The sequence below is a fragment of the Burkholderia sp. AU16741 genome, assembly GCF_002223345.1.
GTDB lineage: Bacteria > Pseudomonadota > Gammaproteobacteria > Burkholderiales > Burkholderiaceae > Burkholderia > Burkholderia sola.
In genome coordinates, this window is the sequence record NZ_NKEZ01000005.1 from 380,014 (window position 1) to 402,225 (window position 22,212).

The window sequence follows — 22,212 nt, forward strand, 5'->3', positions numbered from 1 at the left end:
GGGCATGCGCCGCAAGCGCATGCGTGACACTTCTCTACCGTTAGCGGCGGCGAAAACGCCTACGCGGCCGCATCCGCCCGCGGCTCGGCAACCGACAGCCGCTGCAGCGCGGCCTGCACTTCTTCCGGCTCGAACGCGGCCAGCACGTCGGCCGTCGGCTTCTCGAGCGCCTTCAGGTGCGCACGCAGGATCTCCTGCTTCACGACGAGCAACTGGCTCGGGTGCATCGAGAACTCGGTGAGCCCCATCCCGAGCAACAGGCGCGTGAGCGCCGGGTCGCCCGCCATCTCCCCGCATACCGACACCGACACGCCCGCCCGCTTCGCCTCGCGCAACGTATACGCGATCAGGTGCAGCACGGCCGGATGCAGCGGGTCGTACAGGTGCGCGACCGCGTTGTCGGCGCGATCGATCGCGAGCGTGTACTGGATCAGGTCGTTCGTGCCGATCGACAGGAAATCGAAGCGCTTCAGGAACAGCGGCAACGCGATCGCGGCGGCCGGAATCTCGATCATCGCGCCGAGGCGCACGTTCGGGTCGTATGCGAGCCCCGCGTCGTCGAGCTGGCGCTTCGCCTCGCGGATCAGGTCGAGCGTCTGGTCGATCTCCTGCGCGTGCGCGAGCATCGGGATCAGGATCTTCACCTGGCCGAACGCGGACGCGCGCAGGATCGCGCGCAGCTGCGTGAGGAACATCTGCGGCTCGGACAGGCTCCAGCGGATCGCGCGCAGCCCGAGCGCCGGGTTCGGCGCCGTTTCGTAGCCTTCGTCGAGCGCCTCGAGCGGTTTATCGGCGCCGACGTCGATCGTGCGGATCGTCACCGGCATGCCCTTCATCCACTCGACGGCCCGCTTGTACGCGGCGAACTGCTCCTCCTCTTCCGGCATCTCCTTCTCATGCATGAACAGGAACTCGGAGCGGAACAGGCCGACGCCGACCGCGCCGGCCTCGACGGCCGCCTTCGCGTCGTCGGGCAGTTCGATGTTCGCGTACAGGTCGATCTTCGTGCCGCACAACGTTTGCGTCGGCGAGAACTTCAAGCGCTGCAGCTTGCGTTGCTCCAGCAGCTTCTCGGACTGGCGATACGAGTATTCCTCGAGGACGATCGGCGCCGGATCGACGATCACGATGCCCTGGTCGCCGTCGACGATGATCAGGTCGTCCTGGCGGATCAGCGAACTCGCATGCTGCACGCCGACCGCGGCCGGAATGCCGAGGCTGCGGGCGACGATCGCCGTGTGCGACGTGCGGCCGCCGAGATCGGTGACGAACGCCTGGAACGACTGCGTCTTGAACTGCATCATGTCGGCCGGCGCGATGTCGTGCGCGACGACGATCATCTCGCTCGTGCCGTTGCGAGCCGCGCGGTCGAGCGCCTGCGACGCGGACGGCGCACCGGCGAGCGCCTTCAGCACGCGCTCGACCACCTGCTCGATGTCGGCCTTGCGCTCGCGCAGGTATTCGTCCTCGATGTCGTCGAAATGGCGCGTGAGCAGTTCGAGCTGCTCGGTCAGCGCCCATTCGACGTTGTAGCGGCGCGTGCGGATCAGGTCGATGGTTTCCTGCACGAGCATCTCGTCGCTCAGGATCATCGTATGGACGTCGATGAAGGCGCCGACTTCGCTCGGCGTGTCGTCGGTCAGGTCGGCGCGCAGTGCCTCGAGCTCGCGACGCACGACGTCGAGCGCCGTGCGGAACCGCTCCACTTCGGCGTCGGTCTGGTTGGCCTCGATCAGGTAATGGGCGACGTCGAGCGCCGCCGGCGCGATCAGGTACGCTCGCCCGATCGCGATACCTCGTGAGACGGGAATGCCATGCAGCGTGAAGGACACGCGCACCTCCTCTGTACAAGTAAAGCCGCGGCACACTGCTGCGATGCGCTTATGACCCCGGTTAGCGATTATAAATTCCGCGACTCCCTGCTGGCTGCATGCAGCGCAGCATTGCACATTTCGCATCAATGCTTCCGACGAAAAAAATGCCGCGAAACCCGCGGCATTCCGACTGGAAACGGCAACGATCCCGCGCAGCGATCACTGGCCTTCGCCGAACTTGTCGGCAATCAACTTCAGCAGCGCGTCCATCGCTTCCCGCTCGTCGGGCCCGTCGGTCTCGATCGTCACGGTGCTGCCGATGCCGGCCGCCAGCATCATCACGCCCATGATGCTCTTCGCGTTGATCTTGCGCCCGTTGCGTGTCATCCAGACTTCCGACTGGAAGTTGCCGGCCAGTTGCGTAAGCTTGGCCGATGCGCGCGCATGGAGCCCCAATTTATTGACGATGGTGGTTTCTTGTTGAAGCATGATTCTCGGTCGGGTCGGTCGGGACCGCCGGCGGCGCGCGCAGGCGGGTCGGTCTAAAACGAAAAACGGGGGCTCAGTGCGATTCGGTGCGCGGCTGCGGTTCGGGCGGAATCGGCGCGCACTGGCCGCAGCCGGTTTCGCTCGGCGGCGGCGGCGTGCCGGCCGACACCTCGTGGACGCCCTTCGCGCCGCCGGACAGCGCCTTGTCGACCAGCTTGTCGAGCGGCACGGTGCGGTAGCAGACGGCCCGCACGAGCATCGGCAGGTTCACGCCGGCCAGCACGCGCACGTTGTCGAGCTTCGCGAGCTGGCCCGCGATGTTCGCGGGCGTCGCGCCGTACATGTCGGTCAGCACGACCACGCCGTTGTCTTCGCGCAGCCGCGCGAGTTCCGCGTGCGCGAACGCCATCACCTGGGACGGATCGCTGTCGGCCATCACGTCGATGCAACCGATGCGGGCGGGCACGCCGCCGTAGATGTGCGCGATGCAATCCCGCAGCGCGGTGGCGAGCGGAGCGTGCGCGATGATCAGGATCCCGGCCATGTCAGATCGCTCCCGGCCGCCCCTGGCGGGCCGATACCCCGCGGCGGGGCAATGAGCGTAGCGAGTGTGGGAAACGTTTCATGTTCAGCCTTGCAACAGTGTCGGCCCGACCGCCGGGCCTTCGGTGCGCCGATCACGGCACCGGGCAAGCGGGCATTGTAGCAGGCCGGTCAAGCTGCTCCGGCGACGGGGGACCTGCGCGGCCGCCGCCGGGGTTGCGCGGGAGGCGGCCTACGCGGCCGCACGCTCCAGCGCGTCGATGAACATCGCGGCGACGTCGAAGCCCGTCTGCTCCATGATCTCGCGGAAGCACGTCGGGCTCGTGACGTTCACCTCGGTCAGCCAGTCGCCGATCGCGTCGAGGCCGACCAGCAGCAGCCCGCGCGACGCGAGCACGGGCCCCAGCGTGGCGGCGATCTCGCGATCGCGGGCCGTCAGCGGCTGCGCGACGCCGAGGCCGCCCGCGGCGAGATTGCCGCGCACTTCGCTGCCCTGCGGAATCCGCGCGAGCGAATACGGCACCGGCTCGCCGCCGATCAGCAAAATGCGTTTGTCGCCGGCCTTGATCTCGGGAATGAACTTCTGCGCCATCACCGAGCGCGTGCCGTCGTGGCTCAGCATCTCGACGATCGAGCCGAGGTTCATGCCGTCCGGCTTCACGCGGAACACGCCCATCCCGCCCATCCCGTCGAGCGGCTTCAGGATCACGTCGCCGTGCTCGGCGTGGAACGCACGCAGACGCTTCGCATCGCGCGTGACGAGCGTCGGCGCGACGAACTGCGGAAACTCGCCGATCGCGAGCTTCTCCGAATGATCGCGGATCGACTGCGCCTTGTTGAACACGCGTGCGCCGGCGCGCTCGGCCAGCTCGAGCAGCCACGTCGACGTCACGTATTCCATGTCGAACGGCGGATCCTTGCGCATCAGCACCGCGCCGAACGATTCGAGGCGGCGCGCGTCGACCGCGCCCGCTTCGAACCAGGTGTCGCGATGCAGGTCGTCCAGCTCGCCGACGAACGTGATGCGCCGCACGTCGGCTTCGACGGCCGAGCCCGTCCACGCGAGGTGGCGCGGCTCGCACGCGTACACCACATGCCCGCGCCGGGCGGCCTCCGCCATCATCGCGTAGGTCGAATCCTTGTAGATCTTGAAACGCTCGAGCGGGTCGGCGATAAAAAGAATGTCCATGCGGGTCCTGTACGTAGCGAAGGTCCGTTACACCTGAATGGCTTCGGGGTCGGTCTTTTCCAGTTCGATCGACGACGCGATCAGCGACAGCCGCGCGACGACGCCGTACATGTAGAAACGGTTCGGCGGCGCGGCGCCCGGCTTGGCGCCCGCATCCGGCAGCGCGGTGTGCTCGAAGCCGAGCGGCACGTAGTGCATGCCGGGCGCGTTCAGGTTCTGGTCGCGCTCGCGGCCGCCGTGCGTGCGGTAGAAGCCGCCGACCACGTAGCGGTCGATCATGTACACGACCGGCTCGGCCACTTCGTCGCCGACGCGCTCGAACGTGTAGACGCCTTCCTGCACGATCACGTCGCGCACCGCGAGGCCGGCCTTCGATTCGGCCATCTGCGCGCGCTCGGCCTTCGTCATGCGGCCGATCTCGGCCGCGTCGTGCACGGTCATCACGCCGCGGCCCGCGGTGCCCGCGTCGGCCTTCACGACGACGTACGGCTTCTCGCTGATCCCGTATTCGCGATACTTGCGCGCGATCTTCTTCAGCACGCCGTCGATCGCGTCGGCGAGCGCCTGCTCGCCTTCATGCGCCTGCCAGTCGACGCCTTCCACGTGCGCGAAATACGGATTCACCATCCACGGATCGACGCCGACCATCTTCGCGAACTTCTTCGCGACGTCGTCGTAGCACGCGAAGTGCGTCGACTTGCGGCGCACGGCCCAGCCCGCGTGCAGCGGCGGCAGCAGGTATTGCTCGTGCAGGTTTTCCAGCACGGCCGGGATGCCGGCCGACAGGTCGTTGTTCAGCAGGATCGAGCACGGGTCGAAATTCTTCAGGCCGAGGCGGCGCTGCGAACGCTCGAGCGGCTCCAGCACGATCTTCTGGCCGTCGGCCAGCGTGATCGGCGTCATGTCGGTGATGCTGGGGTCGAGCGAGCCGAAGCGCACGTTCAGGCCGGCCTGGCGCATGATCGTCGCGAGCCGCGCGACGTTTTCCAGGTAGAACGCGTTGCGGGTCGGCAGCTCGGGAATCACGAGCAGATTCTTCGCGTCCGGGCAGATCTTCTCGATCGCGGCCATCGCGGCCTGGACGGCGAGCGGCAGCACTTCGGACGGCAGATTGTTGAACGCGCCGGGAAACAGGTTCGCGTCGACGGGCGCCAGCTTGAAGCCGGCATTGCGCAGGTCCACCGAACAATAGAACGGCGGGGTGTGTTCCTGCCATTCGAGCCTGAACCAGCGTTCGATCGCAGGCGTCGCGTCGAGGATCTTCTGCTCGAGTTCGAGCAGCGGACCGTTCAACGCGGTAACGAGGTGGGGAACCATGAATCACTCGCGAGCGGGAGAATGAAGATTGTAGAGCAATTGCCTTGCCCATTTGGGGATTGTTCCCGGCTTCACAAGGATAGGGAGGGAGTTTTCGGCTATTGACCCGATAGAGTGAAGGGTTATCCGCTACGGCAGGAGGCGACAGGAGAAAAAAAGCCCGCCGGGTAGGCGGGCCGAAGTCGCTGCGCTCATTCGGAGCGGGCGCCGTCTGCGCGGCGGCCCGCCGTTGATTCGTGTGACTTATTCCACGTGCTCGCCGTGCAGGATCACGTCGAGGCCTTCGCGCTCTTCCTCTTCGGTCACGCGCAGGCCGATCGTCAGGTCGATCAGCTTCAGCAGCACGAAGCTCAGCACGCCGCTGTAGACTAGCGTGATCAGCACGCCCTTCGCCTGCAGCAGCAGGCTGCCGTCGAAGCCGCCGATGTCCTTGACCGCGAACACGCCGGTCAGCAGCGCGCCGAGAATCCCGCCGATGCCGTGCACGCCGAATGCGTCGAGCGAATCGTCGTAGCCGAGCTTCGACTTGAGCCAGGTCGCCGACCAGAAGCACACGACGCCCGCCGCGATACCGATCACGAGCGCGCCCGCCACGCCGACGAAGCCGGCTGCCGGCGTGATCGCCACGAGACCCGCGACCGCGCCCGACACGATGCCGAGCACCGACGGCTTGCCCTTCGCGATCCACTCGGCAAACATCCAGCCGAGCGCCGCGCAGGCGGTGGCGACTTGCGTCGTCAGCATCGCGAAGCCGGCACGGCCGTCGGCCGCGACCGCGGAGCCCGCGTTGAAGCCGAACCAGCCGACCCACAGCATCGAGCCGCCGATCATCGTCAGCACCAGGTTGTGCGGCGCCATCGATTCACGGCCGTAGCCGACGCGCTTGCCGAGCACCAGGCACGACACGAGGCCCGCGATACCGGCGTTGATGTGCACCACCGTGCCGCCCGCGAAGTCGAGCACGCCGTCGGCCGACAGCCAGCCGGTCGGCTCCCACACCATGTGCGCGATCGGCACATAGACGATCAGCGACCAGAGCGTCATGAACACGAGCATCGCCGAGAACTTCATCCGGTCGGCGAACGCGCCGCAGATCAGCGCCGGCGTGATGATCGCGAACGTCATCTGGTAGACGAAGTAGACCGATTCCGGAATCGTCGTCGCGAGGTGGCTGACCGTCAGCGTGGTCGCCTTGTCGCCCTTGATGTAGTTCATGCCGTGCAGGAACACGCGCGACAGCCCGCCGATGAAGCCGTTGCCCGGCGTGAACGCGAGGCTGTAGCCGACCACCGTCCACAGCACCGTGATCACGGCGGTGATCGCGAAGCTCTGCATCACGGTGGCGAGCACGTTCTTCTTGCGGACCATGCCCGCGTAGAACAGCGCGAGGCCGGGGATCGTCATGAACAGCACGAGCGCGGTGGACGTCAGCATCCACGCGGTGTCGCCCGCGCTGATCTTCGACGAATCGACCGAGAACGGTGCGGCGGGCGCAGCCGGGGCGGCCGGCGCGGATGCGGCAGCGGCAGCCGATGCGTCGGAAGCCGTGGCGGCGGGCGCGGATGCGGCCGCGGTGGAACCAGCCGCGGCGGACGCCGCGTCGTCCGCGAGCGCGGAACCGACGCCGGCCGCGATCAGCGAGCCGGCCATCAGCAGGGACATCAGAAGTTTGCGCATCTTGGGTTTCCTCTTGTCGCTTGTCTTTAGTCTGTTCTGTTACAGCGCGTCCGCGCCCGTCTCCCCGGTGCGAATCCGGATCACTTGTTCGATCGGCGTGACGAAGATCTTGCCGTCGCCGATCTTCCCCGTGCGCGCGGCCCGCTCGATCGCTTCCACCGCCTGGTCGACGAGATCGTCGGACACGGCCGCCTCGATCTTCATCTTCGGCAGGAAATCGACCACGTATTCGGCGCCGCGGTACAGCTCGGTATGCCCCTTCTGGCGCCCGAACCCTTTCACCTCCGTCACCGTGATGCCGGAGACGCCAAGCGCCGACAGCGCCTCGCGCGTCTCATCGAGCTTGAACGGCTTGATGATTGCGGTAATGAGTTTCATGAAGTCCTCTCGCTGGGTTGTCCCGTCGAATTGGTTGGAATGTTGTAACGGACTCTTCTCAGCAACTCGCATGCCATGTTGGCCCGAACACCGTCTCGGAGGGCTTCGGAACGGGGTCGTATCCCGCGGTGTAAGGCGCCAAAGCCCGGCCGAATGGCCAACGTCGGCCGGTTTGCTGGCGCGGCGAAAGGATCGTTGCTAGAGTGCACGCACGTCCCGGATCGCCGGGCCATTCACCCATGCGGGCGCCATGCCCGGAATTCGCGCCCCGCGCGCACCATTTCCGGTCATGCGTGCATCATGGGCACGTACGCAACTGAAGATGCACATTTTTTGTGCAAGGAAGGGGAATCACATGAAGCAACCCAGCGACGTTTTCAACGATCTGCAGTCGCGCGTCAGCGATTTGCTGAAAAACTCGCCGGCCAAGGACGTCGAGCGCAACGTGAAGGCCATGCTGTCGCAAGGCTTCTCGAAGCTCGACCTCGTCACGCGCGAGGAATTCGACACTCAGGCGCAGGTGCTCGCCCGCACCCGCGTGCGCCTCGAGGAACTCGAAAAGCGCGTCGCGGAACTCGAGCAGAAGCTCGCCGCGCCGCAGGCCTGACGCCCCACCCGGCCGCAAGGTCCGGGCGCGGGCCGCCTCGTGCGGCTCGCGCCCGCCACCTTCCTCCGCGCTTCGGCGTCCGTCGTTCTTCGCAGCACCTCCGCTCTTCGCAGCCCATCGCTCTTCGCTGTTCGTCGTTCGCAACACCTCGTTCTTTCCCCGCGCCACGCCGGCAAGCGCGCACCGATTTCTCCGATTCCCGCGGCATGCGGCCCCGAACGGCCGTCGCCGCCTGTCATGCAGGAGCCTCGCCATGTCGCTCGCCGTGGTGCGCAGTCGCGCGCCCGCCTCCGGCCGCGCGCCGGACGTCACCGTCGAAGTCCATCTCGCCAACGGGTTGCCGTCGTTCTCGATCGTCGGGCTGCCCGATCTCGAAGTCCGCGAAAGCCGCGAGCGCGTACGCGCCGCGTTGCAGAACTGCGGATTCGAATTCCCGGTGCGCCGCATCACCGTCAATCTCGCGCCGGCCGACCTGCCGAAGGAATCCGGCCGCTTCGACCTGCCGATCGCGCTCGGCATCCTCGCCGCGAACGGCCAGATCCCCGCCGACGCGCTGGCCGGCCGCGAATTCGCCGGTGAGCTATCGCTGACCGGCGCGCTGCGGCCGATGCGCGGCGCGTTCGCGATGGCGTGCGGCGCCGCGCGGGACTGGCGGGCGGGCGCATCCGGCGCGGGCCTTGCCGGCGGTGCGGGCCTGGATGCCGGCGCCTCGCGCGATTCCGTCGCGACATCGCGTCCACCCGAGCTGTACCTGCCGCTCGACAGCGCCGCCGAGGCCGCACTCGTGCCGGGCGTGACCGTATTCGGTGCGCGCGACCTGCCCGCGCTATGTGCGCACCTCGCCGATGCGCCCGACGGACGGCTCGCGCCGGTCGCGGCGCCCTGCCTCGACGGCCTGCCGGCGCCCGCCGCGCCCGACCTCGCGGACGTCGTCGGCCAGCGCGGTGCGCGGCGCGCGCTGGAAGTCGCGGCCGCGGGCGGCCACCACATGCTGATGGTCGGCCCGCCCGGGGCCGGCAAGTCGATGCTGGCCGCGCGCCTGGCCGGCCTCCTGCCGCCGCTGACCGACGACGAGGCGCTGACCTCGGCCGCGCTGCTGTCCGCGAGCCGGCTCGGCTTCTCGCCCGCGCAGTGGCGCCGCCGTCCGTTCCGCTCACCGCATCACTCGTCGAGCGCCGCCGCGCTGGTGGGCGGCCGCAATCCGCCGCAGCCGGGCGAAATCACGCTCGCGCACCTCGGCGTGCTGTTTCTCGACGAACTGCCGGAATTCGACCGGCACGTGCTGGAAATGCTGCGCGAGCCGCTCGAAGCCGGCCGCATCACGATCTCGCGCGCGGCCCAGCAGGCCGACTTCCCCGCCGCGTGCCAGTTGATCGCCGCGATGAATCCGTGCCCGTGCGGCTGGCACGGCGATCCGTCCGGGCGCTGCCGCTGCTCGCCGGACGTGGCCGCCCGCTATCTGCGCAAGCTGTCGGGGCCGCTGCTCGATCGCATCGACATCCAGATCGACCTGCCCGCGCTGTCGCCGGCCGAACTGGCGTCGCGCGCGACGGCGCCCGGCGAGCCGAGCGCCGTGGTGGCCGCCCGCGTCGCGCACGCGCGGGCGCTGCAGCTCGAGCGGCAGGGCAAGACGAATCACATGCTGAGCGGCCGCGAAACCGACGACCTGTGCCGGCCGACCGACGAAGGCGAGCGGTTGCTGCGCGAGGCCGGCGAACGCTTCGGCTGGTCGGCGCGCGCGTATTTCCGCGTGCTGAAGGTCGCGCGGACGATCGCCGATCTGGCCGGCGACCCGCTGCCGACGGCCGCGCAGATCGCCGAGGCGATCCGCTACCGGCGTGCGCTGACGGCGCTATGAGCGCTTGAGGAGGACAAAATCAGGCTGTCAAGACTTGACTTATACACAATTCCACTAATCCGGCCCCGGATCGCGGGTCGCCGCGGCCTTTGCCAGGCCGAATTCGTATCCCGTTGTTTTAATTGATTTTTCTCCAACGGCGCACGGGCGGCCAAACGAGCCGGAAGGCCGTCCGGCGTGGCTGTGCGGGAAATACGCGGGACTTTTCAACAAAGTTATCCACATGCGCTGTGGATAGTCGAAAAACCCTCGCAAAATCCGGCGATTAGCGTCGAAAGCTGCGAATGAACTTTCAGTTGTCACAGCGTGTCTGAGCGCCTCGCCGGCCGCCGTCAATCGAGTTTGAACGAGCCGAAAAACTGGTCGAGCTGCTCCTGCGCGAGCGGCCCGTCGGCGATCACGACGGCCTGGTATGCGTGCCGGCCGCGCGCGACGAGCCGCGCGACGATCGTCTTGCGCGCGCGATCGCCGCCGGCGGCCGCGCCCGCGATGCGCAGCTCGAGCCCGTTCACCGCGCCGCCGGCGGCGAGCGGCACGGGCACCGACGCCGTCTGCGGCGTGCCTTCGAGGTTGCGCGACAGCCCCGCGCGCAGGAATTCGAGCGCCACGCGCCGCGTATCGTCGCGATCGTCGGGCAACGTCAGCGTGCCGACCGCGAATACCGCGCCGTCGACGTGCGCCGCCTGCATCCGCATCGGCATCGACGTACCGCCGAGTGCCACCGGCTGCTCCTCGACGGTCGGCTTCGCCGGCAGGTCGATCGTGTAGCCGGCGTCATTGTGCAGCGTGCGCCAGTCGTACGACGGCGAGCACGCGGCCAGCACGACGCTCAGGCAGGCCAGCGCGGCGAAGTGTCGCAGCGGGCGAAAAAGGGGGCGCAACGAATCGGTAACTTCCTTCGGCATGGCGGGGATCGAAGCAGGCAAAACGGGCATTATCCGCCGAACCTGAAATCGGGGATGTGCGGCCGCCGCCGGTGCACACGCCGCATTCGCGCTAAAATGAGCGCCGAATTTCGACGTCCTTTGCATCGATCCGCGTCATCGACTCCGAGAGCACCAGATGAACACCACGCCTCCCGCCCGCCGCAGTACCGGCCCCGTGCGCTACCTCGTCGCGGCCGCCGTCGTCGCGGCGATCGCCGTCGCCGGCTTCTTCGCGTTCAACGGCAAGTCCAGCGTGCCGGACGCGACCTTCACGCTGCTGTCGGGCCAGAAGGTCTCGACCGCCGGCGACCTGAAGGGCAAGGTCTACCTCGTGAACTTCTGGGCGACGAGCTGCGCGACCTGCATGCAGGAAATGCCGCAGATGGTCGATACCTATAATCGCTTCAAGGGTCAGGGGCTGGAATTCGTCGCGGTCGCGATGAACTACGATCCGCCGATGTACGTCGCGAACTACGCGCAGACGCGCCAGTTGCCGTTCAAGGTCGCGCTCGACGACGGCAGCGTCGCGAAGCAGTTCGGCAACGTGCAGCTCACGCCGACGACCTTCGTCGTCGACAAGGACGGCAAGATCCTGAAGCGCTACGTCGGCGCGCCGCAGTTCGCGGAACTCGACGCGCTGCTCAAGAAGGCGCTCGACGGCAACGCGGCCTGAGCGCCGCACGACAGGACTCGCAGGGCCGCACGCCGCGCCCTGCTCCGCGAAACGGACCGCAGTGCGGTCCGTTTGCCTTTCAGCGCTCGGTTTCGCCTTTCGCCGACAGCCCATAGCGCTTCATCTTCTCGTACAGCGTCGCCTTGCCGACATGCAGCCGGTCGGCCGTCGCGGCGACCGCACCGCCCGTCTGGTTCAGCGCCTCGGCGATCACCGCGCGCTCGAACTGCTCGATGCGCTCCTTCAGCGTCTGGTCGTTGTCGGCGTCGTCGCCCGCGCCCGATTCCTGCGGCATGTCGGCCACGCCGAGCACAAAGCGGTCGGCCGCGTTGCGCAGCTCGCGCACGTTGCCCGGCCAGTCGCGCTGCATCAGGCTCGCGCGCTGCCGGTCGGTCAGCACCGGCGCGGGCCGCTCGTAGCGCACGGCCGCATCGAGCATGAAGTGTTCGAACAGCGGCACGATGTCCTCGCGGCGCTCGGCGAGCGGCGGCAGCGCGATCGTCACGACGTTGAGCCGGTACAGCAGGTCGCGCCGGAACGTGCCGGCCGCGACGAGCTCGCTCATGTCGCCCTTCGCCGCCGCGACCACGCGGCAGTTCACGCGGATCGGCTGGTTCGAGCCGAGCCGCTCGAGCACGCCGTCCTGCAGCACGCGCAAGAGCTTCACCTGCAGCGCGAGCGGCATGCTTTCGATTTCGTCGAGGAACAGCGTGCCGCCGGACGCGTATTCGAGCTTGCCGACGCGCCGCTTCGCCGCGCCGGTGAACGCACCGGGCTCGTAGCCGAACATCTCCGACTCGAACATCGGCTCGGGCAGCGCGCCGCAATTGACCGCGATGAACGGCTTGTCGCGGCGCGGCGACAGCTCGTGCAGGCTGCGCGCGATCAGCTCCTTGCCGGCGCCCGTGTCGCCGTTGATCAGCACCGACGCGTCGGTCGGCGCGACGTTCGCGATCAGCTTGCGCACCTGCTCGATCGCGGGGCTGCGGCCGATGATGCGCGGCGCGACGACGTTCTGCCCGGCCAGCTCGCGCCGCAGCGCATGGTTCTCGAGCACGAGCTCGCGGCGCTCGAGCGCGCGGCGCACCGTCTCGATCAGGCGCTCGGCCGCGAACGGCTTTTCGATGAAGTCGTACGCGCCGTCGCGCATCGCCTGCACGGCCATCGAGATGTCGCCGTGCCCGGTGACGAGGATCACCGGCACGTCGGGCACGCGCTCGCGGCACTGCGCGAGCACGTCGAGCCCGCTCGCGCCGGGCAGCCGGATGTCGCTGACGATCGCGCCGGCGGTATCCGCGACGATCGCCTTCTCGGCCGCTTCGGCCGACTCGAAGCCGGCAACGTCGAAGCCCGCCAGTTGCAGGCTCTGCACGCTCGCCCGGCGCACGAGCGCATCGTCCTCGATATAGATCACTTGCAGCCGGTTGGCCATCTTGGTCACTTGCTCCTGACAGGCCGCGCGGCGGGCGCGCGGCGCTCGTTGATGCCGGTCGTTCACCGACCGGGCCTGCGGCCTACGGCCTGCTCACGCTAATGCGAGCCCGCCGGCTCGGACACGGAGTCCGGATGATGCGTGCGGGCGCGCCGCAGCGTCAAGACGAACAGCGCGCCGCCCGACGGGGCGTTGCGTGCGGTCAGCGCGCCGCCCGCGTCGCTCGCGATCGACGACGAGATCGCGAGGCCGAGCCCGAGCCCGCGCCCCATTTCCTTGGTCGTGAAGAACGGCTCGAACAGGCGCGGCAGCAAATCGGGCGCGATGCCGGAGCCGTTGTCGCGCACCTCGACCGCGAGCGTCGCGACCGACACCCCGATCGTCACCTCGATCGCCGGTGCCGCGACGCCGGCCACCGCGTCGAGCGCGTTGCCGAGCAGGTTGATCAGCACCTGTTCGAGGCGCAGGTCCTCGCAGCGCGCGACGAGTTCCGGATAGTCTCGCGCCAGATCGAGCGGCGCGTCCTGGGCAGGCGAGACGGTCGCGTCCTGCAGCGTCAGCGTGAGCGCGACGCCGCGCAGGCGTTCGTCGAGCAGCGACAGTACGCTGCGCAGCGCACGCACGACGAGCGCCTGCTCGTTGCGCGGCTTCGCGCGGCCGACGAACAGCTTCAGCTGGTTCGTGATCTTGCCCATCCGCTCGGTGAGCGCGGCGATCGCCTCGAGATTCTCGCGCGCGGCCGCCTGCTCGCCGCGATCGAGCAGCACGCGCGTGTTGTCCGAGAAGCTGCGCAGCGCCGCCAGCGGCTGGTTCAGTTCATGCGTGATGCCGGCCGCCATCTGGCCGAGCGCGGCGAGCTTGCTCGCCTGGATCAGTTCGTCGTGCGCGGCGCGCAGCTCCTGCTCCGCGCGGATCCGGTCGCCGACTTCCTTCTGCAACTGCTCGTTCGCTTCAGACAAATCGGCCGTCCGCTCCTCGACGCGCCGGTTCAGCTCCGCATATGCCTGCTGGAGCAGCGCGCGGCCGCGGATCATCTCGCGCACGCGGGCGCGGCGCATCCGCCAGTAGAACGCGAGCAGCGCGACCGACACGAAGCCGAAGCCGGTGACGATCGTCGCGTTGCGCGCATCGGCATCGATCGGCGCGATCGGCGCGAGCGTGACGAGCAGCCAGTCGGGCTCGCCGATCCGGCGCTTGCTGGCGAGGAAGCGCGGCGCGCGCCGGCCGGCGCCCAGACGCACGATCTCCGCATCGGCGCCGAGCGTCTGCTCGACGCGTAGCGGCAGCGGCGTGACCGGTTGCTGCGCGTACTGGCGCGTTTCGTAGATCGACGCGGCGACCGGCCCCGTGAGCGGGCGCAGCGTGTGGTATTTCCACGCGGGCACCGACGACAGGAACACGACGCCGTGATCGTCCGCGACGACGAGCGGCTCGGACGCATCGGCGCCCTGGAACCATTCGAGGTTGAGCTTCACGACCACGACGCCCGCGATCTTGCCGTCGCGCCACACGGGCTGCGAGATGTAGTAGCCGGGGTCGCGCGAGATCGTGCCGATCCCGAAGAAGCGGCCGACCCGGCCGTTCATCGCATCGAGGAAATACGGGCGGAAACGGTATTCGATCCCGACGAAGCTGTCGGGCGCGCGCCAGTTGCTGGCGGCGACGCACAGGCCGTCCGCGCCGATCACGTAGGTGACGGTCGCGTGCGCGTGTTCGTTGAGATCTTCGAGATAGCGGTTGACGCGGGCGGTGTAGTCGCCGCGCTTCGGCTCGGCGAGCAGATCCTGCACGTACGGATGACTGCCGAGCAGATAAGGCAGCGATTCGTAGCGGTCGAGCGTGCTCTTGAGCGCGTTGGTGGTGCGATCGACGCGCACCGCGGCATTGCGCTGCAACTCGGCGACGCCGCGCTGCCAGGTGACCGTCCACGTGAGCGCGCACGCCGCGACGAGCGCGGCGGCGAGCACGACGAGGATGAGCAGGCGGCGCGTCACGGTCGAGGCTTCCTGGCGATGCGGATCGCCTATTGTGTCATAGGCCTGCGCATCGATACCCCGGCCGCCGCGGGCCGCACGGCCGGCGAGCCGTGCCGCCGCCTGCTCGTTCATCGCGTCAGACGCCGGCCGTCGTCTCGGTCGGCGCGACTTCGCTGCCGCCCTTCAGCGCCTGGCGCAGCTTGTTGCGGTCGAGCTCCTTCTCCCACGCCGACACGACGACGGTCGCCACGCCGTTGCCGACGATGTTGGTCAGCGCACGGCATTCGCTCATGAAGCGGTCGATGCCGAGGATCAGCACCATGCCCGACAGCGGGATCGTCGGCACGACGGCCAGCGTCGCGGCCAGCGTGATGAAGCCCGCGCCCGTCACCCCGCTCGCGCCCTTCGACGTGAGCATCGCGACGGCCAGCAGCGTGAGCTGCTGCATCCACGTCAGCTCGATGTTGGTCGCCTGCGCGATGAACAGCACGGCCATCGTCATGTAGATGTTGGTGCCGTCGAGGTTGAACGAATAGCCGGTCGGCACGACGAGGCCGACGACCGAACGCGAGCAGCCGGCCTTCTCGAGCTTTTCCATCAGCTGCGGCAGCGCGGCTTCCGACGAGCTCGTGCCGAGCACGATCAGCATTTCTTCCTTGATGTACGACACGAAGCGGATGATCGAGAAGCCCGTGGCGCGCGCGATCGCACCGAGCACGACCAGCACGAACACGACCGACGTCAGATAGAACGTGCCGATCAGCTTGAGCAGCGGCACCAGCGAGCCGACGCCGTACTTGCCGATCGTGAACGCCATCGCGCCGAACGCGCCGATCGGAGCCAGCTTCGTGACGATGTGCACGATGCCGAACAGCACGCGCGTCAGCCCGTCGATGAAGTCGGTCACGACCTTGCCGCGCTCGCCGAGGTGCGCGAGCACGCTGCCGAACAGCAGCGCGATCAGCAGGATCTGCAGGATTTCACCCTGCGCGAACGCATCGACCATCGTGTTCGGGATGATGTGCATCAGGAAGTCGACCGTCGACTGCCCGTGCGCCTTCGCCGCGTACGACGCGACGGCCTTGCCGTCGAGCGTCGCCGGATCGATGTTGAAGCCGACGCCCGGACGCAGCAGGTGCGTGGCCGCGAGGCCGAGCAGCAGCGCGAAGGTCGACACGATCTCGAAGTACAGCAGCGCCTTGCCGCCGACGCGGCCGACCTTCTTCATGTCCTCCATGCCGGCGATGCCGGTGACGACCGTACAGAAGATGATCGGGCCGATCACCATCTTGATCAGCTTGATGAAGCCGTCGCCGAGCGGCTTCATGTCGGTGGCGATCGACGGATAGAAGTGGCCGAGGATCACGCCGACGATGATGGCGAAAATCACCTGCACATAGAGCACTTTGTAGAAGGGTTTCTTCTTCACGATGGTTCCTGCTGAAGTGGATGAGCCGTGGAAACGGCGTCACGCGCGCAGGCGAATGTCTCAGGGGAGAAGGCATTCGCCCGCGCGGCTGCCGTGCCGCAACAAGCGATGCCTCAGGACATCCGGAGGGGGAGGAAGGCATTGGTCATCGGTTGTCTCCTTGGTTTAATAGTCAGGCCGGAGGCCGGCCATGCGTTTTATATTGCAAGGTCGATGCCAGGTTCCCGGAACCCCTCAAGCCATTGTTTTCATTGTATTTCCCATAATGCGGCAGGCAAGGAAATCCGGGATTCCGGATTTCCGGAAAATATCCGTCCGGCGATCCGGACGGACGCATTGTTTCATCGGATGAATCAGTGCTGCACGGCGCGGCTCGCCAGCACGCCCGTCTGCGCGTAGAACTCCTGCCGCGCGAACGCGTCGCGCTCGCGGCGTGCGCGCTCGCCGCGATCCGCGAGCGAGCCGACCACGATCCCGACGAACGCGAGCGGCACCGACACGAGCGCCGGGTTGTCGAGGAACACCGGCGCGTGCGCGTGGTGCAGCAGGTCGACCCATACCGACGCACGGTTCGCGCGCAGCACATAGCACGCGGTCAGGCCGATCGCGACCAGGATGATCGCGACGCCCGCGGCGATCCCGACCGTCGTCGTCGCGCCGCGGTACAGCGGCGCGGCGAGCACGTGCGGCGCGAGCGCGACGAGCAGGATGAAGCCGTAGTACGTGGCGATCATCAACGCGGTGAGCGTGAAGCTGAAGCGCCACCGCACTTGAAGTTGTGGAGCACCACGTCGGCCTGCGCGGCCAGCTCGCGCGCGATGCGCCGGCCGGCTTCGTCTGCAGGTCGACGCAGATCGACCGCTTGCTGCGGTTCACGCTGTTGAAATAGGTGGTCTCGGTGTCGCCGATCCGCAGCCCCCAGTCGCGCGTATCATCGCCGCGCGCCGGATGCTCGACCTTGATCACTTCCGCGCCGAAATCGGCGAGCACCATCGCGCACCACGGGCCTGCCAGCACGCGCGAGAAATCGAGCACCTTCACGCCGGCCAGCGGCAGCGCGCGCGTGTCGTTCGTCATCGTTGTCTCCTCCCTGCGCGTTTGCGCGCCGTTATTGTGTCGACAGCGGTTTCGACAGCGCGATGTAGCGCGCGAGATGGTGATCCTCATCGCCGAGTTGATGATCGATCATCACGAGACGCTTCGCGTAATGCGACAGCGGCAGCTCCCACGTCATCCCGATCCCGCCGTGCAGCTGGATGCTTTCTTCCGCGACGAGCGTGCCGATCCGGCCGATGGTGTATTTCGCCGCCGCGAGCGCGCGTTCGCGCACCGCGCGCGGCGCATCGAGCTGCGCGGCCGCGTTGATCACCGCCGAGCGCGCCTGCTCGACTTCGAGCAGCAGGTCGGCCATCCGGTGCTGCAGCGCCTGGAAGCTGCCGATCGGCAGCCCGAACTGCTTGCGCGTGCGCAGGTAGTCGAGCGTGTGCTCCTTCGCGACGTCCATCGCGCCGAGCGCTTCCGCCGACAGCGCGAGCAGCCCGTAGCCAAGCACGCGCTCGAGCAGTTCGGCGCCCGCCTCGCCGTCGTGCGCATCCGGCGCGCCGAGGGCGGCATCGGCCGGCAGCGCGACGCGCTCGAAGCGCACTTCGGCCGCGCGGCCGCCGTCCATCTTCCGGTAATCGCGCAGCGACACGCCCGGCGCATCGGCCGGCACGACGAACAGGCCGATGCCGGCCGCGTCGTCGTCGTTGCCCGACACGCGCGCGCTGACGACGAAGAACGCCGCCCGCGCGGCCTGGTCGACGACGCCCTTCGCGCCCGTCAGCACCCAGCCGTCGCCCGACCGTTCGGCGCGCGTGCGCACCGTCGTCAGTTCGTAGTGCGAGCCCGGTTCGTCGTGCGCGAAGGCGGCGCTCGCGCTGCCGTCGATCAGCGCGGCGAGCCGCTCGCGATGCGCATCGCCGCCGGCGAGCGCGAGCGCACGACCCGCGAGCAGCGCGCCGAGGAACGGTTCGACGACGAGCCCGCGCCCGAGGCATTCGAACACCACGGCGATGTCGAAGCCCGCGCCGCCGAAGCCGCCGTCAGCTTCGGCGAACAGCGCGCCGACCGTGCCGAGTTCGGCGAAGCGCCGCCACATCGCGCGGTCGAAGCCTTCGGCCGACTGCGCGATGCGCTCGCGCACCGGGAACGCGTACTGTTCGGCGATGAAGCGGTTCAACGTGTCCGCCAGCATCCGGCGGTCTTCTGTGTGCTGGAAATCCATCGTCGCGTCCCTCTTACAGCCCGAGCATCATCTTCGCGACGATGTTCTTCTGGATCTCGTTCGAGCCGCCGAAGATCGACAGCTTGCGGTTGTTGAAATACTGCTGCGCGGCGCTCGCGGCCTCTTCCGGGCCGACCGGCTCGCCGTCGTAATCGGCATCGAGTGCTTCCTCGACGAACGGCTGCGCGTACGGCCCCATCGCGCGCCGCATCAGCGCGGTGATCTCCTGGCGGATCTGCGTGCCGCGGATCTTCAACATCGAGCTTTCCGCGCCCGGCACGCCGCCGCCCGCGACCGCGGCCAGCACGCGCAGGTTGGTCGTGCGCATGTTTTCCAGCTCGATCTCGACGCGGGCAAGCCGCGCCGCGAAGAACGGATCGTCGGCGAGCGGCCGGCCGTGCTTCGTGACTTTCGCGGCGACCGCGCGCAACCGGTCGAGGGCCGCAGTCGAAAAGCCGATCCCCGCGATGTTGGTGCGCTCGTACGTGAGCAGGTATTTCGCGTAGGTCCAGCCGCGGTTCTCTTCGCCGACGAGGTTTTCCACCGGCACGCGCACGTCGGTGAAGAACACCTCGTTCACCTCGTGCTCGCCGTCGAGCGTGATGATCGGGCGAACCTCGACGCCCGGCGTGTTCATGTCGATCAGCAGGAAACTGATGCCCTCCTGCTTGCGCACGTCGGTCGCGGTGCGCACGAGGCAGAAGATCATGTTCGCGTAGTGGCCGAGCGTGGTCCACGTCTTCTGGCCGTTCACGACGTAGTGATCGCCCTGCGCGTCCACACCTCGCACCGCGCTCGTCTTCACCGCCGCGAGATCGGAGCCGGCGCCCGGCTCCGAATAGCCCTGGCACCACCAGTCGGTGCCGTCGAGAATGCGCGGCAGCCAGTGGCGCTTCTGCGCTTCGCTGCCGTACTTGATCAGCACGGGGCCGAGCATGTTCACGCCGAACGGCACGATGCGCGGCGCGCCGGCGAGCGCGCATTCGTTGTCGAACAGGAACTTCTGCGCGACGCTCCAGCCAGGGCCGCCGTATTCGCGCGGCCAGTGGCTCGCGAGCCAGCCGCGCGCGTTGAGTGTCGCATGCCATTCGCGCATGTCGTCGCGCGTCAGGTGCAGGCCCCCCTTCACCTTGCGCGCGATGCGCTCGGGCAGTTCGGCTTGCAGGAAGCGCTGCACTTCCGTGCGAAACGCTTCCTCTTCGGGAGTGAAATCGAGGTCCATCGTGGGTCCGTGGCGAATGCGGTGGGCGTTCAGTCGATGCGGTTCAGGCTCGCGAAATCCGCGCCGCGCGCGACGAGATCGACGAGCAGCGGCGACGGCTTCCAGAACAGCGGATCTTCGTTCGCGAACGCGCGGATATCGGCGAGCACGTTCGCGAGGCCGACCGTGTCCGCGTAGTGCATCGGGCCGCCGCGATAGCGTGGGAAGCCGTAGCCGTACAGGAACACCGCGTCGACGTCGAGCGGGCGCAGCGCGATCTTCTCGTGCACGACGTTCGCGCCTTCGTTGATCATCGCGGCGAGGTAGCGGCGCAGGATTTCTTCATCGGTGAAGGTGCGCGGCGTGACGCCCTTCCTCGCACGCTCTTCGGCGACGATCGCTTCGACTTCGGGGTCCGGCGTGCCGACGCGCGCGCCGTCCGGATACAGGTAGTAGCCGCGGCCGGTCTTCTGCCCGAACCAGCCGCGCTCGCACAGCCGGTCGGAAATCGCCACGTAGCGCGCGTTCGGATCGCGCGTCGCCGCGCGGCGCTTGCGGGTCGCCCAGCCGATGTCGCCGCCCGCGAGGTCGACCACCTGGAACGGCCCCATCGGGAAGCCGAACGCGCGCACCGCGCGATCGATCTGGTACGGCGACGCGCCGTCCTCCATCAGGTAGTCGGCCGCCGTCCGATAGACGGCGAGGATCCGGTTGCCGATGAAGCCGTCGCACACGCCCGCGCGCACCGGCGTCTTCTTCAGTTGCTTCGCCAGCGCGAACGCGGTCGCGACGACGTCCGGGCTCACGCGCTTCGGCACGACGATCTCGAGCAGCTTCATCACGTTGGCCGGCGAGAAGAAATGCAGGCCGATCACGTCGGCCGGCCGGTCGATGCTCGCGGCGAGTGCGTCGATGTCGAGATACGACGTATTGGTCGCGAGCACCGCGCCCGGCTTGCACACGCGCGCGAGTTCGGCGAACACGGCCTGCTTCACGGCCATGTCCTCGAACACGGCCTCGATCACGACGTCGGCCTGCGCGAGCGCATCGTACGACGTGCTGCCCTTGAAGCGCGCGAGCCGCGCCGCGTGGGCGGCCGGCGTCATCCGGCCTTTCGCGACGAGGCCGTCGTACACCTTCTCGACGTGCGCGCGGCCGCGCGCGAGCGACGCGTCGTCGCGCTCGATCATCGTCACCGGCAGTCCGGCGTCGAGCGCCGCGACCGCGATGCCCGCGCCCATCGTGCCGCCGCCGACCACGCCGATCCGCTCGACCGGCCGTGCGCTCGCACGCCGCGCCTCCGGCGCCTTCGCCGCCTCGCGTTCCGCGAAGAACGCATGCACGAGGCCCGCGCGCTGCGGGCTGTCGAGGCACTGCAGGAACAGGCTGCGTTCGAACTTCATCCCCGCGTCGAACGACTGCGTGAGCGCGGCCTCGACCGCGTCGACGATCTTCGCCGGCGAGAAGAGCCCGCGCGATTTCTTCGGTAACTCGGCACGCGCCGCGTCGATCGCGGCCTGCGCGGCCGCGCGGTCGGCCAGGCCCTGCGCGTCGCGCGTGCGGCGCACCGGCGCGCCGAGCGACACGAGTTCCTGCGCATACGCGAGCCCTTCGGCGAGCGTGTCGTCGCTGTGCGCGAGGCGATCGACGAGGCCGAGCGCGAGCGCTTCCTCGGCGCTCGCATGACGGCCCGTCAGCATCAGGTCGAGCGCGGCCTTCGCGCCGATCAGGCGCGGCGCGCGCTGCGTGCCGCCCGCGCCGGGCAGCAGGCCGAGCGTCACTTCGGGCAGCCCGAGTTTCGCGCCGGGCACCGCGAGCCGGTAATGCGCGGCCAGCGCGACCTCGAGGCCGCCGCCGAGCGTCGCGCCGTGCAGCGCGACCACGACCGGCTTGGTCCCCGATTCGATCCGTTCGCACACGTCGGGCAGCGACGGCGGCACGGGCGGCTTGCCGAATTCGCGGATGTCGGCGCCCGCGATGAAGTTGCGGCCGGCACCGACGATCAGCACCGCGCGAATCGCGTCGTCGGCGTGCGCGGCGTCGATCGCGTCGGCGAGGCCGCGCCGCACGTCGGCGGACAGCGCGTTGACGGGCGGATGGTCGATCGTGACGACGAGCACCTTGTCGCGCCGTTCGCGCGTGACGGTGCCGGCCGTGGGGCTGGCGGGGGAAGCGGTGGAATTCATCGTGTCTCCAGTCGTGCGGTGCGCCGGGCGGCGGGAACCGGTCGCGCGGGCCGGCAGCGCCGGTGCGCGAGCCGGTTCGGGCGGCGCGGGAAACGGTCCGGCGTGGTTGCCGGGCATGACTCGATTCTCGATTGATCGAGATTCGTTGACAATTCCCGCACGCCTTTACAAGCTGTCAAGTCTGGCTTGACACTGAATGCTTTCCGACCGTTTCGGATCGCTTCGGGCCGCTTTGAATCGATTAACGGGAC

17 protein-coding genes and 2 pseudogenes are annotated in these 22,212 nt (G+C 68.3%); 3 read left to right on the forward strand and 16 right to left on the reverse strand.

Annotated elements, in window-relative coordinates; all coding sequences use genetic code 11:
* Nucleotides 1–59 precede the first annotated feature (59 nt).
* From ptsP to CFB89_RS15005, 7 genes are all read right to left on the reverse strand, one after another.
* Complete coding sequence (ptsP, locus tag CFB89_RS14975) at nt 60–1,832, reverse strand: phosphoenolpyruvate--protein phosphotransferase (RefSeq protein WP_089468795.1); 1,773 nt, start codon at nt 1,830–1,832, stop codon at nt 60–62.
* Nucleotides 1,833–2,033: 201 nt separating this feature from the next.
* Nucleotides 2,034–2,303 carry an HPr family phosphocarrier protein gene (locus tag CFB89_RS14980; RefSeq protein WP_059506557.1) on the reverse strand — a complete coding sequence of 90 codons (270 nt, stop codon included), beginning with the start codon at nt 2,301–2,303 and terminating at the stop codon, nt 2,034–2,036.
* Between the two features lie 73 nt (nt 2,304–2,376).
* Nucleotides 2,377–2,847 carry a PTS sugar transporter subunit IIA gene (locus tag CFB89_RS14985; protein ID WP_089468535.1) on the reverse strand — a complete coding sequence of 157 codons (471 nt, stop codon included), beginning with the start codon at nt 2,845–2,847 and terminating at the stop codon, nt 2,377–2,379.
* A gap of 231 nt (nt 2,848–3,078) precedes the next feature.
* On the reverse strand, nt 3,079–4,035 hold the full coding sequence (gene gshB / locus CFB89_RS14990) for a glutathione synthase (RefSeq protein WP_089468536.1): 957 nt from the start codon (nt 4,033–4,035) through the stop codon (nt 3,079–3,081).
* 27 nt (nt 4,036–4,062) lie between these two features.
* Nucleotides 4,063–5,352 (reverse strand): glutamate--cysteine ligase, encoded by a 1,290-nt coding sequence (gene gshA, locus CFB89_RS14995; RefSeq protein WP_034208466.1) that lies wholly within the window; start codon nt 5,350–5,352, stop codon nt 4,063–4,065.
* Nucleotides 5,353–5,595: 243 nt separating this feature from the next.
* Complete coding sequence (locus CFB89_RS15000) at nt 5,596–7,029, reverse strand: ammonium transporter (protein WP_089468537.1); 1,434 nt, start codon at nt 7,027–7,029, stop codon at nt 5,596–5,598.
* A 39-nt stretch (nt 7,030–7,068) separates the two neighbouring features.
* Nucleotides 7,069–7,407, reverse strand: coding sequence for a P-II family nitrogen regulator (locus CFB89_RS15005; protein ID WP_006398175.1), 339 nt, complete (start codon nt 7,405–7,407; stop codon nt 7,069–7,071).
* A gap of 355 nt (nt 7,408–7,762) precedes the next feature.
* On the opposite strand from CFB89_RS15005, the gene CFB89_RS15010 reads away from it, so the two are divergent.
* On the forward strand, nt 7,763–8,014 hold the full coding sequence (locus CFB89_RS15010) for an accessory factor UbiK family protein (protein ID WP_006489451.1): 252 nt from the start codon (nt 7,763–7,765) through the stop codon (nt 8,012–8,014).
* 253 nt (nt 8,015–8,267) lie between these two features.
* Entirely contained in the window at nt 8,268–9,872 is a 1,605-nt protein-coding gene (locus tag CFB89_RS15015; RefSeq protein WP_089468538.1) for a YifB family Mg chelatase-like AAA ATPase, read from the forward strand.
* Nucleotides 9,873–10,204: 332 nt separating this feature from the next.
* Here CFB89_RS15015 and CFB89_RS15020 read toward each other — a convergent pair whose 3' ends face one another.
* The gene (locus tag CFB89_RS15020) at nt 10,205–10,777 is read right to left on the reverse strand and encodes a hypothetical protein (protein ID WP_089468539.1); all 573 of its coding nucleotides are present in this window, start codon (nt 10,775–10,777) and stop codon (nt 10,205–10,207) included.
* Nucleotides 10,778–10,934: 157 nt separating this feature from the next.
* On the opposite strand from CFB89_RS15020, the gene CFB89_RS15025 reads away from it, so the two are divergent.
* On the forward strand, nt 10,935–11,471 hold the full coding sequence (locus CFB89_RS15025) for a peroxiredoxin (protein WP_069620227.1): 537 nt from the start codon (nt 10,935–10,937) through the stop codon (nt 11,469–11,471).
* Nucleotides 11,472–11,550: 79 nt separating this feature from the next.
* On the opposite strand, the gene CFB89_RS15030 is transcribed toward CFB89_RS15025, so the two are convergent.
* The 8 genes and pseudogenes from CFB89_RS15030 to CFB89_RS15065 form a co-directional block, all read right to left on the reverse strand.
* On the reverse strand, nt 11,551–12,903 hold the full coding sequence (locus CFB89_RS15030; protein WP_089468540.1) for a sigma-54 dependent transcriptional regulator: 1,353 nt from the start codon (nt 12,901–12,903) through the stop codon (nt 11,551–11,553).
* A 98-nt stretch (nt 12,904–13,001) separates the two neighbouring features.
* Nucleotides 13,002–15,011, reverse strand: a complete 2,010-nt coding sequence (locus CFB89_RS15035; protein ID WP_089468541.1) for an ATP-binding protein — start codon at nt 15,009–15,011, stop codon at nt 13,002–13,004.
* Nucleotides 15,012–15,015: 4 nt separating this feature from the next.
* Nucleotides 15,016–16,308 carry a dicarboxylate/amino acid:cation symporter gene (locus CFB89_RS15040; RefSeq protein ID WP_089468542.1) on the reverse strand — a complete coding sequence of 431 codons (1,293 nt, stop codon included), beginning with the start codon at nt 16,306–16,308 and terminating at the stop codon, nt 15,016–15,018.
* A 353-nt stretch (nt 16,309–16,661) separates the two neighbouring features.
* Nucleotides 16,662–17,039 (reverse strand): annotated as a pseudogene (locus CFB89_RS15045) (DUF485 domain-containing protein); the annotation flags it as partial.
* Nucleotides 17,040–17,065: 26 nt separating this feature from the next.
* A pseudogene (locus CFB89_RS15050) lies at nt 17,066–17,385 on the reverse strand (CoA transferase); the annotation flags it as partial.
* A 31-nt stretch (nt 17,386–17,416) separates the two neighbouring features.
* Nucleotides 17,417–18,574: an acyl-CoA dehydrogenase family protein gene (locus CFB89_RS15055; protein WP_089468543.1), complete on the reverse strand. Its 1,158-nt coding sequence runs from the start codon at nt 18,572–18,574 to the stop codon at nt 17,417–17,419.
* 13 nt (nt 18,575–18,587) lie between these two features.
* On the reverse strand, nt 18,588–19,796 hold the full coding sequence (locus CFB89_RS15060; protein WP_089468544.1) for an acyl-CoA dehydrogenase family protein: 1,209 nt from the start codon (nt 19,794–19,796) through the stop codon (nt 18,588–18,590).
* Between the two features lie 29 nt (nt 19,797–19,825).
* Nucleotides 19,826–21,961 (reverse strand): 3-hydroxyacyl-CoA dehydrogenase NAD-binding domain-containing protein, encoded by a 2,136-nt coding sequence (locus CFB89_RS15065; protein WP_089468796.1) that lies wholly within the window; start codon nt 21,959–21,961, stop codon nt 19,826–19,828.
* Between the last annotated feature and the right edge of the window lie 251 nt (nt 21,962–22,212).

What these genes read in the sequence shown, in the direction of transcription:
- CFB89_RS15030 (WP_089468540.1), bottom strand. Translation starts at nt 12,903, where the DNA reads ATGGCCAACCGGCTGCAAGTGATCTATATCGAGGACGATGCGCTCGTG.
- CFB89_RS15035 (WP_089468541.1), bottom strand. Translation starts at nt 15,011, where the DNA reads ATGAACGAGCAGGCGGCGGCACGGCTCGCCGGCCGTGCGGCCCGCGGC.
- CFB89_RS15015 (WP_089468538.1), top strand. Translation starts at nt 8,268, where the DNA reads ATGTCGCTCGCCGTGGTGCGCAGTCGCGCGCCCGCCTCCGGCCGCGCG.
- gshA (WP_034208466.1), bottom strand. Translation starts at nt 5,352, where the DNA reads ATGGTTCCCCACCTCGTTACCGCGTTGAACGGTCCGCTGCTCGAACTC.
- CFB89_RS15065 (WP_089468796.1), bottom strand. Translation starts at nt 21,961, where the DNA reads ATGAATTCCACCGCTTCCCCCGCCAGCCCCACGGCCGGCACCGTCACG.
- CFB89_RS15005 (WP_006398175.1), bottom strand. Translation starts at nt 7,407, where the DNA reads ATGAAACTCATTACCGCAATCATCAAGCCGTTCAAGCTCGATGAGACG.
- CFB89_RS15000 (WP_089468537.1), bottom strand. Translation starts at nt 7,029, where the DNA reads ATGCGCAAACTTCTGATGTCCCTGCTGATGGCCGGCTCGCTGATCGCG.
- CFB89_RS15025 (WP_069620227.1), top strand. Translation starts at nt 10,935, where the DNA reads ATGAACACCACGCCTCCCGCCCGCCGCAGTACCGGCCCCGTGCGCTAC.
- CFB89_RS15055 (WP_089468543.1), bottom strand. Translation starts at nt 18,574, where the DNA reads ATGGATTTCCAGCACACAGAAGACCGCCGGATGCTGGCGGACACGTTG.
- CFB89_RS15010 (WP_006489451.1), top strand. Translation starts at nt 7,763, where the DNA reads ATGAAGCAACCCAGCGACGTTTTCAACGATCTGCAGTCGCGCGTCAGC.
- CFB89_RS14985 (WP_089468535.1), bottom strand. Translation starts at nt 2,847, where the DNA reads ATGGCCGGGATCCTGATCATCGCGCACGCTCCGCTCGCCACCGCGCTG.
- CFB89_RS14980 (WP_059506557.1), bottom strand. Translation starts at nt 2,303, where the DNA reads ATGCTTCAACAAGAAACCACCATCGTCAATAAATTGGGGCTCCATGCG.
- gshB (WP_089468536.1), bottom strand. Translation starts at nt 4,035, where the DNA reads ATGGACATTCTTTTTATCGCCGACCCGCTCGAGCGTTTCAAGATCTAC.
- CFB89_RS15020 (WP_089468539.1), bottom strand. Translation starts at nt 10,777, where the DNA reads ATGCCGAAGGAAGTTACCGATTCGTTGCGCCCCCTTTTTCGCCCGCTG.
- CFB89_RS15060 (WP_089468544.1), bottom strand. Translation starts at nt 19,796, where the DNA reads ATGGACCTCGATTTCACTCCCGAAGAGGAAGCGTTTCGCACGGAAGTG.